Genomic DNA, 15,207 nt, shown 5'->3' with positions numbered 1-15,207 from the left:
GACCTCAACATCCGTAAAAAAAAGCGCAAAATGGCCATGTGTTTCAATTCTTATGCAATGTCCAATCGTTAGGCTGAACGCTTCTCCGACGTTCTTTCTGCAGTACAGCGATTGCCCCCCCGGAGTACCAAAGCAAGACCACCAAGTCCGAGCAGCACGAAAGTAGCAGGTTCAGGAATAGCAGCCGTATACAGTGCGATGTCGTTGCCGTCGCCTGCCTGATAAGTAATGTATAGATCGATACCATTGAAGCTGTTGACCAATGCACCTTCGGTCAGACCATCAAACTCACCGTAGCGGACGCCGCTGATGTCCATGATGTTGAACTGTTGATTAAAGCCGAGCGTGAATCCATTGATCAAGGAGACTTCAAGTAATGGGCCGCTTTCTAAAATAGCATCACCAAGTACCGACAGGACATCGTATTCTGTGCCAGCTAATAGCCCGCCAAGTTCGACTTCAAAGATCGTGTCATCATCGTAGAATTCGATCCCTCCGATTGTGAGATGCCCAGCCGATTGGCCGGGTGCGAGTACAGCACCATCATACAGATAGACACGGCCAGAGATCGAACCGTTACCGCCAAGAACGCTGCTATCAAAAACACTAACGTGCCCACGCCCAGTTGCTGAGCCGGTTGTATTGTTTGCTAAGAGTGTGCCGTTGTAGACCCAAGTTCCACCGCTATAGCTGTTGTTATTGGTAAAGGTTAAAGTGCCGCTGCCGTATTGGGTCACATCACCTGATCCGCTGATCACGCCATCGTGTGTGATTTCATTTGAACGATAGAATTCAAGTGAAGCATGGGTAACGATGTCACCTTGAATTGAGCCTGTCGTACCACCGTTGCCGACTTGAAATAACCCAGCATTGATGATGGTACCGCCCGTGTGAGTCATATCGCCAGTTAAAGTGAAAATACTTCTGCCACCAGTTTTAATAAATTCGCCGGGCCCATCTGTTGAATCTTGAATCAAACCGCCGAACGTGGAACTACCGTTATTGATGCCGACGGTCAAAGTGTTATCGCCGGAAATGCTGATGGTTTCACTACCGGTTAATTGGTCAACCTCAACGACACCATCATTAATGACGAGATGGCCGCCTTGAATCTCAAGCCTGTTGATGCTTGATGGGCTGCCTGCTGTGCCACCGGTCATGGTGAAGGTACCACTGCCAGTTTTAGTAAGCGTACTTGTACCGTCTGCATCATGAAACAGACCTTGGTAGGTAGAACTGCCGTTGTTTGTGCCAACAACCAAAGTACCATAGCTTGAGATGCTGATGGTCGGTATTGAGGCATCATTCACGATCAATTGATCAGTTTTGAAAGTACCGCCGTCAATTGTGAAGCCCTCTGGGGTCCCTACTTTGGTGTAGCCTGTGACTTCAACCTCGCCGCCGTCATTTACGGCGAGTCCGCTATCATCGTACAGGAACAGGTTGCTATTGATTGTCAATTTACTGTCGCTGCCCGTGACCAAACCTGTGCTTGTTCCTTTTATTATAAATCGTCCTGTCGATAATTTGCCTCTGCTTTGTACGCTTATATGGCCTGGCCCATAAGACCCAATGGTAAAGAAGCCACCGATGTTCACTTCAGCATCATCTTCCACCACAAACCTTTTCTCAGTGGAGTGCGTGCTCACGTACATTTGATCACCGGTCAGTAACGTGCCACGACCGGTCACGGTCAATGCATTATGAATCCGCGAGGCACCAATGTATGAAACATTCGCGCCGTTTTGGATCGTCATGTCGCCGTATCTGGTGACCAGTCTGGCTTCTGACGTATTAGCAGTCAGGTTGATATTTGCGTCATCAACAACAAGATGACCTCCGTCAGACAGAAGGCGGCCAAAGTTCGAATCGCCGGTTAGCGTCAGGGTGCCTGAGCCAAATTGATAGACATCTCCCAGTCCGCTTAGTACACCGTGATAAGTGATGTCATCAGAGCGATTGAATTCAAGCGTGGCATGATTTTCAATATTGCCCGAAATCCAGCCGGTTGTGCCGCCGTTACCGATTTGCAGCGTGCCGCTTTCAATGATGGTGTTGCCGAGATAAATGTTGTTGCCGATGAGGGCGAGTGATTCATCACCGTTGTAGATCAGGTTTGCACCGCTGTCGCCGGAGATGACACCGGAGTGATAGGTGACGTCCCGCTTGCCTTCAGGAGTGAAAATATACAGATCACTGAGCAGCTTGATATCGTTGGCGATATTGACGCCGTTAGCAAATTTTAATGTCGGGGTGTCGTCCGCGCCCTGCACGGTGATAAGTCCTGTGCCTAGGGCGTTGTTGCTGTTGAGCTGCAATGTCCCTTCGTTAAGGAACGTCCCGCCACTGTAGGTATTGTCGCCGGTTAGGGCGAGTGTGCCGCTGCCGGTCTTGGCCAGACTGTGACTGCCGCTGATTGTGTTGGTAACTTGGAACAAAGGTGTGTCGATGGACCAGATGCCGTCACTACCCAGATTAATGTAATACTTGATGGTGTGTGTTGCCGCCCCGGTGGCAGTGAGGTTGCCATTAGCGAGGGTCAGCGTGTCGATTGTCGAAAAATGTGCCAAGTGGTAATCGCTATTGCCGCCAAAGATCAGTTCCCGGATGGTGCGATCGCCGTTCAGATAGACATAATTATTAATCGACGCGCCTTCAAAGACGACGATATCATCGCTATCAGGCACATCTTCAGCAGGCTCACCGTCAACGCGCCAATTGCTGGCGAACGTCCAAATATAGTGTGTGTCGCCTTCCCATGTGTATGTGGCCGCCGAGGCGGGCAATATTGTGAAACAGGTTAAACCGGAAGTTATAAATGCAAGTGCTGCAGGTAGCACCATAGCTGATTGAACGCGTCGTTTCATCTTTCTCTCTCCTCAATCAAGATGTACTGACTAAGTTTGTAGGACAAGCTCAATATGCATCCAAATACACGAGATACATAATTTATATTTTGGCCATGGTTTAGTTGCGAAGCCGCAATATCGGCCAAGCGACTTCATGCAACCAAACCTAACTCACCCCTCTATCAATTGTCACCCAACCACCAAAATAGCTATCAATTAATAATACGTAATCTGCTGGCAAATCAGGACACAGGCGAGAATCAAAATTGGAGGAAAAATCCATTTTAAAATTCATAGCTAATTCATCACCACATACTCTATTGATTGGCTTAACCTACCATGATCTTGTGGTTGTGATATGACTGAATCACGCACTATAAAAAGTTCCAACTATCATCATAAAAAGGATGGCTAACGCTGGAAAGGGAGACAAGCATATACCTATGATTGCGAATATCTTTCCGGTTTGAGGTAGAAAAAGACTAACGACACCCAGTATCAGCGCGATAAGATCGAGCAAAAAGATGATGAATATACTGACCCCGATGGTTATTTCAACGAGATCGAAGCTGAGATTGTTGTTATCTTGAATGATCACAGTGGCGATAATGGCAATAAACATGAAGCCCAAACAGAGAATAGATGTAATGCTGATTGAGAATGATGCAATGCCAAGCTTGGAATGTTTCACGGACACTCCTTACGAGTATTTTTTGGAAACAGATTTTGATTTGACCATTCCGATTGCTGTGGTGATGTTAAGCCGATCGTGTTAGATGAGCAGTACGGCGGTTATCGTGAAGGATCAAAGCGAGTCCGGCAAGGCCTAGCAATGCCAGAGAAGCAGGTTCGGGAACTGCTGCGGTATAAAGCGCAATATCATTCCCGTCGCCAGCCTGATAGGTGATGAACAAATCTATGCCATTGAAAGTGTTAACTAGTGCGCCTTCGGACAAGTTCGCAAACTGGCCATCGAGTAAACCGCCAATGTCCATGATGCCAAACTGCTGATTGTAATCGAGTTCGAACCGATCTATGAGTGAAACTTCAAGCAATGAACTGCTGCCGAAGAAAGTCGCATCACCGAGGACAGACAAAACATCATATTCGTTGCCTGCAAGCAAGCCGCCGAGTTCTACATCAAGGACCGAACCATTGTGGAATGTAACGCTTCCGACCGTCAGTTGGCCTGCAGACTCACCGGGAGCAAGTGTGCTACCCATGAACATGATCGCTTCGCTTTCGATTGAACCCTTGCCACCAAGTGTTGTTCCATCAAAAAGCAAGATATCGCCGCTACCCGTCGCCGAGCCGGTGGTGGTGTTGGCTAGCAGCGTTCCGCCTCGGACCCAAGTACCACCGGTAAATGTGTTATCACCTGTGAGCGTAAACGTGCCGCTTCCGGTTTTGGTGAGCCTGCCCGAACCGCCAAGCATATCCTGTATCAGACCGCCGAAGGTAGAACTGCCGTTGTTGATACCAACGGCCAACGAATCGTTGCCGGAGATATTGAACGTTCCGCTACCGGTAAGTTGATCTGTTTGGACCGCACCGCCATCCTGCACAGTCAGTATGCCATGACGACCCAGATATGTCGTTTCGGTTGATAACTGACTGTTACTACCGGTAATCAATCCTGAACTAAAATCTTTAATCTCAACAAAGTCTCCCGATACTGATGCGCCGCTCTGGATAGCCAAGTAAGCTTCTCTATCGATGGTCAGAGAATTTGTGAGGACTATCGTTGCGTTATCTTCAGCAATGAGGCTGCTTCCGCTGCTTTGTACAGCTATACGAGAACCTGTTAATGACGTCTCACTGCCGGTGACTGTCAAAGTATTGCCATCGAAGACGAAGCCTCGAACTAACTCAGTTGGGTCTTCATTGTTCAATTGAACATTTGCGCCGTTCTGAAGGGTGATATCACCCCCATTGGCTGTGAGCGCAGATTGTAGACCGGTTTCGGTGCTGATCAGATTAATGTGAGCACCATCCACAACTACCGTGCCACTTTCTGATTGAAGCGCGCTGAAAATTGAGGGAGCATCATCGGTGCCACCGGTGAGTGTGAAAGTGCCGGTGCCAGTTTTAGTGAGTGTGCTTGCACCGCCTGCTGCTTCCTGTATTAAGCCGCTAAACGTAGAGCTACCGTTATTGATGCCGACTGTTAACGCGCCATCACCGGAGAAATAAACTTTACCTCGCCCCGTGAGTTGATCCGTCGAATACATGCCGTCATTAATGTTAATGCTACTGGCAGCTGTCCATAAGCCCGTCTGACCAGCAACCTGAGCAGTACCATTATTAAGCAATGTCAAAGTGCCAGGGCCACGAGTTTCCACTGTATTTAATCCACCTAAATCCAAGCTGCCAGAATTAAATATGCCGCCATCAATATTTAGTTGGGCACCATAGTAGGTTACAAGCTGAGTTGCACCAGTAATGTCAACTTCGCCACCTTGATCTACATTTGCTATGGCATAATAGCCTTCCAATAGCAATTGATTTGCGGACAACTTACTGCCAATACCCGTGATTGTACTTGTCGCTGGATTGTCATCCGGATCACCATTTAATGTCACTTGATTAGCTGATACAACGCCGCCACTTTGTATCTTCATATGTCCACGACTGTAATGACCAATGAGTAGGTCATGCGTAAGTGACAGTGTTGCATTATCTTCAACAAGAAGTCCATCTTCACTATCAGTTGCCATCACCTTCATTGTTGTGCCAGTTAATGAGGTTTCATTGCCGCTGACTTTCAATAGCCCATCCTGAATCCACCCGTTACTAGAATCAGCATCCAACTGAACAACCGCACCGTTTTGCAATGCAATTTCACCGCCAACAGCTTTGAGATTGATCAATTCAGCATGGGCACCGTCAAGAACAGCTGTGCCGTCGTTTGAGAGTAGCGTTGCAAACGCCAGTGGATTATCGACTGTCCCACCAGTCATTGTAAAGGTGCCACTGCCCGTCTTGGTAAGTGTCCCTGTACCGTTTGTATCTTGAATCAGGCCGTCGAAAGTAGAGCTGCCATTGTTGATACCGACGGTCAGAGCATTGGTGCCGGAGATACTGACAGTCCCAGTACCGGTGAGTTGATCAGCTTCAATAACACTCGCCTCATCCACAGCAATCGTGCCGTTCTCCACGAAGAGGTTGCCCAAAGTTAAGTGAGCATCGGCGATAATGCCGGTGACCGTGAAGGTACCAGTGCCGGTTTTAGTAAGCGTGCCCGAGCCATCTGAATCCAGAATCTGTCCATAGTAGGAAAAATCGCTGTTATTCGTACCGACAACCAACTCGCCACTATCGGAGAGATTGACGCTCGCTTCTGCGGCACCTGCGTAGCTAGTCAGTTTATCAGTTTTAAACGTACCACCGTTAATAGCCAGACCGATACCATTACTCCACAAATGGGTCGTGCCTGTGACTTCAACCAAACCATCATCATTTACGGTGAGTGTACTGTTGTCACTGCCAGCTAAATCAAGCCAACCTGTCGTTAACTGGCTACCACTACCGGTCACTAAACCTGCATCTGAACCGTTGATATTGAATGATCCCGTCGTAACATTTGCGCCGCTTTGCACGGTTAGATTACCATCGCCAGCTAAGCCGACAATCAGTTGATCCGTGAGATCCAATGTCGCATTGTCTTCGACGACGAGGCTGCTGTTCTCATTCAATACGGTCAGGCCCACTCCGCTCAGAGACGTGTTGTTACCGGCGATCGTCAATGTGCCATCCTGAATCCATGACCTCGATATCTGTACATCTGCACCGTTACGAAGGGTGATATCACCACCGATAGCTCTGAGCGAAGCTTGGTTAACGGAATCAGTACTAGTCAGGTTGATACGAGCACCATCCAGAATAACCGAGCCATTTTCAGAAAAAATGCTGCCGAAGGATAATGGATCGGTAGTAGTACCACCGGTGAGCGTGAAGTTGCCAGTGCCTGTTTTAGTTAGCGTTCCCGAGCCGCTTGTTGTTTCTTGAATCTGGCCATCAAAAGTGGAACTGTTATTCAGCAAACCAACCGTCAAGGTACTGTCGCCGGAGAAATTGACCATTCCGTTGCCTGTGAGTCTTGCGGTTTCGAGTGCACCGCCATCACTCAAAACGAGTGAGCCATTGCTCTGCAGAACAGTCGAGTTGGCCGACAATTGACTGTCTGCGCCAGTCACGGTCAAGGTGCCGTTCTGAATCTGTGCATGGCCATGATATAGACTCAACTCGGCAACCGCACCGTTTTGGAGGATGACATCACCACCATCCAAAAGCAGAGCCGACTTTGTACCATCATCAGTACTTTGCAGATCGAGATAAGCGCCATCCAGCACGATGGTACCGCCTTCTGAAGAGAGGATACCGATTTCTGAAAGATTATCAGCTCTGCCGCCTGTGAGGGTAAACGTGCCACTGCCGGTTTTTGTTACTCTGCCGAATTCATAGCCGACATCATGAATTAGACCACCAATATCTTTAAACAAACCATCAAAAGTAGTACTGCTGTTATTGGTACCGACCGTGAAGGCGTTGTCGCCCCCTGAAATATTGACGGTCCCTTCACCTGTGAGGCCACCTGTCTCAAACGTTCCACCGTCAACGGTAATGCTGCTGGCTTCAGACCAGATCCTTGTTATGGTCTGAACGTTAAAGACGCCGCTGTCTGTGACGTTCACCGTACCAATCCCGCCGGATAGAAGCGATTGTTGCCCACCCAAATTCATCACATTTGCATCAATCCGACTATCGGCGCCTGTCACTGTGATATCACCATTGATGCCGTCAAACAGACCCGCAAAGATGTACGTCGTATTAATCGTACCACCATTCTGTACGATCGCGTTGCCATCACTTTGGAATCCAGCAATCAATTCTGACGTTTCTATGTGTGCGTTATCTTCCACAACAAGTTGGCCACCATCGGAATAGTCGTATGCACCCAAATCCAATCGCTGTGTTGATAGCGTCGTCCCGTCACCTTTTAGTGTTAATGTAGCACCTTTGTCGACAGTTCCTAAACTATTTTCAATATTTACATTGGCACCATTCTGCATGGTGACTTCACCATTATAGATTGCCAGTGCACTATTCAAAGAATCGTCATCTCTGGTAAGGTCCAAATGAGTGCCATCTAAGATGAGATGGCCTCCTTTTGTAGCAGACAATCTGGCGATACTCGATGGGATGCTATTGGTACCGCCCGTTAGAGTAAGTGTACCTTGGCCTTCATAGATGATCTTTGCCAAATTATCGGTGTCGCTGCTACTGATAAGACCGGAGTGGGTGGCATTTTCACCACTCGCTACGTATAAAGTTAATTCGTTAAGCACATCAATTTCATTGGAAATTGTCACGCCGTTCGCAAACACAATGGTCTGATCTGAATCTGAATCAGAGACAGTGATGGCTCCGGTACCCACAGCAGTGTTACTACCCAGTAGCAACGTACCACCATCTAGGCTCAGTTCATTCAAAGTATTGTTGCCGTAAAGAGCAAGCGTGCCGCTGCCAGTCTTATAAAGGAAGTAGTTGTCATCGGTTGTGCTGATATTGCCAATGACTCTAAACAGCGTGTTGTTAATGTCCCAGTCGGCGTAACTGCCTAATACAATGTCGTTATAGATTGAATGTGTGGCTGTGCCAGAGGTCGTGATATCACCGCCAGCAAGCGTTAGCGTATCGGTATTGACTGAATGATCGATGGTGTAATCATATTCACCTTCAAACGTCAATCCCAAGACGGTTTGGCTTCCACCAAGTTCGACATACATATCTTCTGAAATGAAGTAATCGTAAAAATGAGCAATGTCCGCGCTGCCCGGCACATTATCGCCGCGATTCCAATTGCTGCCGTTACTCCACAAGTTATTATTACCGCCGTTGTCCCAACTTATGATAACTGCTGAAGCAGGAGACACTGGATACCCAATGCCTGCGGCAACGATCAACGCCATCGCTGCAGACAGCAATGAACTTGTTTGAAGGGTTGTTTTCATCGGACTTTCTTCTCCAAAAAATTATCATGCCGAGTTTTATATAGGTTTCTTAAACTTTGCCTCGAATCAAATCCTCATTCGTAATTCGTATCATCGCGTTATGAGGTCATCTTGCTTTTAATCGTTCAGCACAACGGTTAGAAAATATCAGCAGGCTGCCAAGTCCCAGCAATACCAGCGATGCTGGCTCTGGAATTGAGTCAGATGCCTGAGTGATGTGAGAGATAGAGATGCTCATGAGTTCGCTTTTCGCCAGATCAGCATTACCATTATTCATGAGGTTATAAAGATCTTCTGCTGTACAAACAACAGAAGATCTGCAGTTCAATTCAACAGTGTCGATATCAGGCGGATACCATGCCAAATTTAGATTCCTCGCGATAAGGCTGTAAAAAAGTGGGCTATCTGGCATCTCGTCAATTTGAGTAAGTTCATTGCTATCGTCGTATTCGCCCGTTTTTTCGTCGTACACACCTGAACCGTCTGTCCAATCAACGAACCCACCCTTGCGGATCTGTATGTACAGTTTCGTTCGCCCTGCTACGGGATCATAAGCTTCGGCGATCGTGTTGTAATTGATATCCTCAATGATCGGGTTATCTTCATTATCAGCGAAGAGGATGGTCGTAGAATAAACGTCGTCATTAAAATAATCCGCAATCGAAATACCAACGTTTCGGCGAATACCAGAACTTGTCGACCAAATAGCCGATAGGTCCCGGTGCTGAACGGTGAGTTCAAGTACAAAGGCCGAACTTTCGGTAGGTAGAGTATCCGCGTCACTCGTAACAATTGCGGCCTGCATGGTGCTTGTAGTGACTAGAGACAGCATCATTGCGATAACAGCAGTCAGGCCAACTTTGGCCGGACGGTTCAATAGTTGCATATTCTTGCGATACATAGCGAATTTTCTCCACTTCTCCTATTTCCTTAAAATCACGCGTTAGTCTTTCAACTTCCCACACACGGCGATAAAGGCTCCGGCACATCCCTCTGAGTGTGCCAGAGCCTCGCACTGCCCCATACCAATCGCATCCTCACGCTGCTTGATTAGAAATACACCATTAGATAATCCGGAAAAACTCAAGCAAACCGGACATTGATCTGAAAAAAATATCTTAAAATCTAAAAAATCTGTAAATACACAGCCAACACAACCGACTATGTTGCGAGGTGTTCATCTATTCTCTGCTGAAGAAATGACAGACAGATTGGTGAAAAATTGAGAGTTAATCAGCGCCCGGCTCGTCCTGAAGCGGAATCGGTTTATCGTATACCTCAGCAAATTTTCTGCACCATTCACACCTGCGAAGGCCCTGTTGAACCAACAAGGGACTGGGCGGCCGGGAGGCGCCTAGTAAGAAATATCTATCAGTTCGCCCAATAGCATCAGCGAGCCGCTCACTGTATGAGTACCCAAGCATGCGATATTGCATGGCTATCCGATCAGCGTTTGCTTTAGCTTCCAACGCAGCTTGCCTTTCAATTTCGGCTGCTTGCCATGCCCTCTCTGCCTGACCACGCAAATCCACCTGCTCTAATAGTGTGAGTGGTGCAGCAATAACATGGGTGAGCAACAGCAGAACTGCCATTCCACCAAGTGAAGCATGGACCGGCCTTCTGCGAACCCATTTGATTGCACGTTCAGTAGAGCTAGGTGCGCGGGCTGCAATTGGGCGGCAATCCAACCATGCATTAAGATCATCGGCCAGCGCATTCGCAGTAGGGTATCGTTGCGTCGGGTCTTTTTCCAGACACTTCATAACAATGGTTTCGAGATCGCGGTCGATTGTGGGCGTCTGTGTTCGCAACGATTTAGGTTGCGTGTCTCTCACCATCTGCATGGTGCCTAGGACTGAGTCTGCACAAAGTGGTGGCTCACCCGACAACAATTCATAAAGGATCACGCCAAGGCTATAAATATCAACGGCCGTGGTTATTGAACCGAGACTAGGATCAATCTGTTCGGGAGCCATGTACCGTGGTGTGCCAGCGATCTGCCCAAGCAAAGTCAATGTGTTTTGCTGTTCGAGTCGATAAGCCAAGCCGAAATCACTGATATGAGGTTCGCCGCTTTCATCAAGCAGAATATTATCTGGCTTTAGGTCACGATGAATGATCCCACGCTGGTGAGCAGCTTGCACCGTCCGCACAACTTTGAGTATAAGTCCGACAGCATCTCGACGGTTCATGCGATCGGAAGCTATTCGTTGTCCCAGTGTACCACCAGACAATAATGCCATGCTATAGAAGTCGTAATGATGATGACGCCCGACCTCATAGATTGGCAAAATGTTAGGGTGCTTCAGCGCAGCAGTCGCCTCGGCTTCAATCAGGAAACGTTCACGTTCGGTAGGCGACGCTATTGCAGAACCGAGAAGGATTTTAATCGCCACTTCCCGCTTCAAGCTGATCTGATAAGCCCGAAAAACAACACCAGACGCCCCACGTCCAAGTTCTTCAAGAAGCTCATAGTCATCGCCAAACCGGCGAACGCCATGACCAAGTTCATTTAAAAACCGGTTTTCCTCAGCCAATTCTCTCGCTAAGTCATCCCGTTCTTTGGCTAACCCATCGTACCGATCAGGATCGAGGAGTTCTTCAGCTGCTTCAGAATTTGCGAGCAGTATCTCAAGCTCAGCCCGAAGCTCCTTGTCATCTCCGCACACTTCAGACAAAAAACGTATGCGGTCTTCACCAGCTTCGATATCCAATGCCTCAAAAAACAGGGCTTCTATACGACAGTCGGAGTCCGGGTTCAAATCACTCATCATTAAAACTTTTCAGCAAGCTGTTCGCCGTTATGAACAGTAACCTAAGAAACATCATTCGACTTCATACAACGACTCTGCGCATCGGCCCATCTTCTGACAGGTATTCCATTAACCGTGCCCGCGCGTAAGTCCACCGGCGCGTAATCGTCCTCCCCGTAACACCGAACACTTCGGCGATCTGCTCAATGGTCATCCCTGCAAAAAACCGCATTTTAATCAGGTCCGCGCTACGAGGATCCAAAACAGCCAATTCCTCAAGCGCCGCATTGATCTCAATCAGTTTTTGATCATCCGCCGGTATCGCCAAGTCCATTAGATCGATTTCGACACGCTTACGCCCGCCTCCCCGCTTGATGGATTGTTTCGCTCGGATCCGATCAATCAAGATACGTCGCATCGCCTCTGCCGCCGCGCTAAAGAAATGGCCGGTATTATCCCACTTCGGACCACCATCTTGCTTGCTTAACCGGAGATAGACTTCGTGTACAAGTTCAGTTCCGGAAATCGAATGCCCGGGTTGCCGGTGCTTTAGCCGATACGCTGCCAATTCGCGCAGAGCATCATAGACCTGGGGCACTAAGGTCTCAGTTGTATATCGCTTCGATGAATCGGATATAGACTTCTTTTGCATAGCTAAATTCTGACAAGAATAGCATACTCTCATCGCAATCAAAACTTTAAACGTTTCTTCGCTACGGAGACAGCCATATTCCTTAAAAGAATCAACTATAATATGCCGCTATCTTGTGTTGTTTGTTACACTAAGTTGCATTTGACGGCTCATTTGTTTGGTGCTTGGCCGGGTCCTGCGCTTTGATCGTGAACATATCACAATACACTTTTTAAGTGTGGTTTTCATAAAACGCTACAAACCGATGGTTAGAGCTTGGCTTTGTATATGCATCTAGACAGAAGTACGTGGTGAGAGATGTAATCTCTGTGACAACTCAGCAAGGCCTAAAAATTTTGATTGTTCTTGTGTGCGTTTTATTTCTTAGACACAGAATGACACAAAAGTGATCGTAATAAACGATGAGCTTATTGCGTTTAAGAGGGCCGATCGTGGAAACGAATACTGAGCAAAAACGATTAGGAATGGAATTGAAGGTAATAGCCGCAACTTCACAGGTGGGCAAATCCGCACAAACGCTACACTCGCAGGCGGAACCATCTTCACCACAGATCATTGCCCACACAACTTGTGATGCATGCGGCATGTACCTGACAAATCTACTACCATCAGATAGAGCTTTCAATAATCTCCAGCTCATCGCGATGTTGTAACTTCGGTAACACCTGCCCCGGCAAAGTCTGATACCAGAACGCAACAGATGAAACATCATCTTGAAGTTGTGCATATCTTAACTGCTGCTCATTCTCACCACGCCGCCAGCCAAGTGATTGGACCGTTGCCTTGACATCTTTTTGGAAACGAATCGGATCCGCGATATGCCAACGATACATACCAAAACGCTGATTTGATTTATACTCCCCATCTGGTCGAATAACCTGTGGCATGCCCGTATATGGTCCCGTATACGCTTGATAACCCCTCAAAGTGCGCGAGCAAAAAGTTGCATCAAAGTTATATGAGCCCAAAAAATAGTCCTCCAAACCAGTTCCGCATATCGTTGGAAATTCCTCATCTCCATCAAGATAAAACTTAACTTCACCTTCACCCCACCAACCATCATGATTCACCTGCCAACAAATATACGTACCCACAAAATGTCCCTGCCCTTGCATCTGAGGAAGTATATGATGCACATCACCCTTTAGTACTGGGTTGGATCGATTGAAATATGCATGAAAATAAGCAATATCCTGCGACAGCTTACCAAGTGCGTATGTAACCTGATAATACAGCCGAATATCCTCCCACCCTACATTCTCAATTGTTATGCGACAGTGTTTCTGAAATGGCATCGGCCAAAAAGAATTCAAGCCGCTTCCCGGATTAACATTAATTGCAAGCGAATTCACTTGAGCATAGTCCTGCCAACCATTCGCAAAAAAATCTCCAATTGGACACTCAACCGAAGGATGCTCTTGATGATCCCAATAGATCCGAATGATCGCATGTCGCCAATGCCCTGTCGGCGTTAACCAAATATGTTGGATATTCCCCGGCCCATCAATCTCAGCTATCGTTATAACTTCATCTCGCTTGATATGAATAAACGGATTAACTTTCCATCCTCTACCAAGATCCTTCGATGATTCGTAAGCCGTTCCATCCTTCGGCTCAAGGCGCGCTCCACCCGCCTTCGCTCCGTCAGGATTCTCCGGCGTAATTGACCGCGTTTGAGTATCTGAAAGATTCGCCAAGTTCCCCATGTGCGAAAACATAATAGAAGAATTCATGGTTATGCCTTTGTGATTGCTTGCGAACGCTTTATACAACTATTATTAAATGCGTCCATGTTCTATATTCTGACAGGCTAACAAATACATTCCTACTAACTTTTAGATCATAACGAAGCAACACATGCTGTTGACTCTCTCACAATAAGTGTTGGCGCTATCTCGACCAATTTCTTACGCTTTGCCGATTTTTCTTCGCACTGATACAGTAGCTGCTTAGCTGTCTCGATACCAATAGCCCGAGGATGCTGATTGATTGTCGTAAGCTCAATTTCCTTAATGCCTTCAAATGTCAAATTACCGTAACCCGTAATAGATAAATCCCTTGGAATGCTCAAACCTTGCTGCAACGCAATCTGACATATTCGAATCGCGTAGTGGTCAGTAGCACCAACAATAGCGGTCGGTTTTGACTTGCCCTCAAGTAACTTTGTAACCGATCTGGTATAAGTTTCATCTTCTTCCGGAGTGGTGATATGCGAAAAATACTCAGAAAGCCCTAGCTTTTTGACATATGACGAAACCTCATGAGCACGTTTACTAGCCCATGCATGCTGTACCGGCGGATCAACATACGCAATTCTACGATGTCCCAACTTGACGAGGTGATCAATAATCAATTTCGCTGCCTGCTTTTCACTCACCATGATCGTTGTTGTTTTGCTATTCGGGATCGTATAGTCGATGGTTACCAGAGCAACCTGCTTACTGACATGCTCCTTGATGTATTGCTTCGCTGCTGGATCCGCAAGTGGCCATGTCGCAATACCTTCAACACGATGCTCCATAAAGCGCTGAAGCTGGGCGCGTTCGGAAAGATCAATCTTCTCACTACACTTCTCGTAATCAGGCCATAGTAGAAGTGGCACACGATTTGTCGCCAGCAGTTCATCGTGCAAACCATGAATGACATCACCCCAAAAGCTATCGAATGGAACGGCAAGAATACCAATCGTTCCCGTACGACCAGTCTGTATCCCCTGAACAAGCCTATTGCGTAACCAACCGAGTTCCTCCGCAGCTTTTAGCACACGGTTCCGAGTATCTTCAGGAAAACTATCCAGACGTTGACTGCGCAGAATACGCGATACGGTGGTAAGCGATACGTTCGCCCGTTCTGCAATGTCTTTCATCCTGACAGATTTTGGAGGCATGATCTTTTCTCGTTTCTTACTTGCTGCGTGCGGCTGTATGTGTGTTGTACGA

8 protein-coding genes are annotated in these 15,207 nt (G+C 47.3%); all 8 read right to left on the bottom strand.

What is annotated here, in order from left to right:
- Positions 1-68: 68 nt before the first annotated feature.
- Positions 69-2,867, bottom strand: coding sequence for an autotransporter-associated beta strand repeat-containing protein (locus ACQ6WK_RS05900; RefSeq protein WP_432799821.1), 2,799 nt, complete (start codon positions 2,865-2,867; stop codon positions 69-71).
- 349 nt (positions 2,868-3,216) lie between these two features.
- A complete protein-coding gene (locus ACQ6WK_RS05895; RefSeq protein ID WP_432799820.1) occupies positions 3,217-3,540 on the bottom strand; it encodes a hypothetical protein in 324 nt (107 codons plus the stop codon).
- Positions 3,541-3,607: 67 nt separating this feature from the next.
- Positions 3,608-8,863, bottom strand: coding sequence for a beta strand repeat-containing protein (locus ACQ6WK_RS05890; RefSeq protein ID WP_432799819.1), 5,256 nt, complete (start codon positions 8,861-8,863; stop codon positions 3,608-3,610).
- 106 nt (positions 8,864-8,969) lie between these two features.
- Positions 8,970-9,764 (bottom strand): PEP-CTERM sorting domain-containing protein, encoded by a 795-nt coding sequence (locus tag ACQ6WK_RS05885; RefSeq protein WP_432799818.1) that lies wholly within the window; start codon positions 9,762-9,764, stop codon positions 8,970-8,972.
- A gap of 328 nt (positions 9,765-10,092) precedes the next feature.
- Positions 10,093-11,634 (bottom strand): serine/threonine protein kinase, encoded by a 1,542-nt coding sequence (locus ACQ6WK_RS05880; RefSeq protein WP_432799817.1) that lies wholly within the window; start codon positions 11,632-11,634, stop codon positions 10,093-10,095.
- Positions 11,635-11,698: 64 nt separating this feature from the next.
- Positions 11,699-12,268: an ECF-type sigma factor gene (locus tag ACQ6WK_RS05875; RefSeq protein WP_432799816.1), complete on the bottom strand. Its 570-nt coding sequence runs from the start codon at positions 12,266-12,268 to the stop codon at positions 11,699-11,701.
- 608 nt (positions 12,269-12,876) lie between these two features.
- Positions 12,877-14,001 carry a glycoside hydrolase family 172 protein gene (locus tag ACQ6WK_RS05870; protein ID WP_432799815.1) on the bottom strand — a complete coding sequence of 375 codons (1,125 nt, stop codon included), beginning with the start codon at positions 13,999-14,001 and terminating at the stop codon, positions 12,877-12,879.
- A gap of 107 nt (positions 14,002-14,108) precedes the next feature.
- A complete protein-coding gene (locus tag ACQ6WK_RS05865; protein WP_432799814.1) occupies positions 14,109-15,134 on the bottom strand; it encodes a LacI family DNA-binding transcriptional regulator in 1,026 nt (341 codons plus the stop codon).
- Positions 15,135-15,207: the final 73 nt, after the last annotated feature.

It is taken from the genome of Poriferisphaera sp. WC338 (genome assembly GCF_050931845.1).
Taxonomy (GTDB): Bacteria; Planctomycetota; Phycisphaerae; order Phycisphaerales; family Phycisphaeraceae; genus Poriferisphaera.
Note: the sequence above shows the minus strand (reverse complement) of the source record. Positions and strands in the feature narration are given on the sequence as shown.

Coding starts and splice junctions, on each gene's coding strand:
- ACQ6WK_RS05870 (WP_432799815.1), bottom strand. CDS start 14,001: ATGAATTCTTCTATTATGTTTTCGCACATGGGGAACTTGGCGAATCTT.
- ACQ6WK_RS05875 (WP_432799816.1), bottom strand. CDS start 12,268: ATGCAAAAGAAGTCTATATCCGATTCATCGAAGCGATATACAACTGAG.
- ACQ6WK_RS05900 (WP_432799821.1), bottom strand. CDS start 2,867: ATGAAACGACGCGTTCAATCAGCTATGGTGCTACCTGCAGCACTTGCA.
- ACQ6WK_RS05885 (WP_432799818.1), bottom strand. CDS start 9,764: ATGTATCGCAAGAATATGCAACTATTGAACCGTCCGGCCAAAGTTGGC.
- ACQ6WK_RS05890 (WP_432799819.1), bottom strand. CDS start 8,863: ATGAAAACAACCCTTCAAACAAGTTCATTGCTGTCTGCAGCGATGGCG.
- ACQ6WK_RS05865 (WP_432799814.1), bottom strand. CDS start 15,134: ATGAAAGACATTGCAGAACGGGCGAACGTATCGCTTACCACCGTATCG.
- ACQ6WK_RS05880 (WP_432799817.1), bottom strand. CDS start 11,634: ATGAGTGATTTGAACCCGGACTCCGACTGTCGTATAGAAGCCCTGTTT.